We start from the raw sequence: 896 nt of genomic DNA, 5'->3' as shown, positions 1-896 counted from the left end.
ATGCGGCTATTGGTCGTACTCAGGCCGCTCGACGTCGAAGTCGAGAGACTTCCCACATTGCTGTTGGTGGTGCTCAGGCCCGTGGACAGGCTGGAGATGCCGCTGGTGGCGGTACTCAGACCGCTCGAAGTAGACGTCGACAGGCTATCGATGCTGCTCGTGGCCGTGCTCAAGCCGCTCGACGTGGAAGTCGACAGGCTGCTCACATTGCTGTTCGTCGTGCTCAGACCCGTGGACAGGCTGGAGATACCGCTGGTCGCTGTGCTCAGACCGCTCGAAGTGGACGTCGAAAGACTGTCGATGCTGCTCGTGGCAGTGCTCAGACCCGACGACGTAGAAGTCGACAGGCTGCTCACGTTGCTGTTCGTGGTGCTCAGGCCAGTGGACAGGCTCGAGATGCCGCTGGTCGCCGTGCTCAGACCGCTCGACGTGGACGTCGACAAGCTGTCGATGTTGCTCATGGCCGTGCTCAGTCCCGACGACGTAGAGGTCGACAGGCTGCTCACGTTGCTGTTCGTGGTGCTCAGGCCCGTGGACAGGCTGGAGATGCCGCTGGTGGCGGTACTCAGACCGCTCGAAGTAGACGTCGACAGGCTATCGATACTGCTCGTGGCCGTGCTCAAGCCGCTCGACGTGGAAGTCGACAGGCTGCTCACATTGCTGTTCGTCGTGCTCAGACCCGTGGACAGGCTGGAGATACCGCTGGTCGCTGTGCTCAGACCGCTCGAAGTGGACGTCGAAAGACTGTCGATGCTGCTCGTGGCGGTGCTCAGACCCGACGACGTAGAAGTCGACAAGCTGCTCACGTTACTGTTGGTCGTGCTCAGGCCAGTGGACAGGCTCGAGATGCCGCTGGTCGCGGTGCTCAGACCGCTCGAAGTAGACGTCGACAGGCT

Annotated in this window: 1 protein-coding gene; it reads left to right on the top strand. The window is 61.6% G+C overall.

The features are described 5' to 3' along the window. The coding region (locus AC07OX_RS31640; protein ID WP_495331215.1) for a hypothetical protein at positions 1–896 on the top strand (896 nt) is incomplete at both ends.

The organism is Variovorax sp. GW821-FHT09D07, from assembly GCF_059416345.1.
This window is presented reverse-complemented; position numbering and strand designations above follow the sequence as displayed.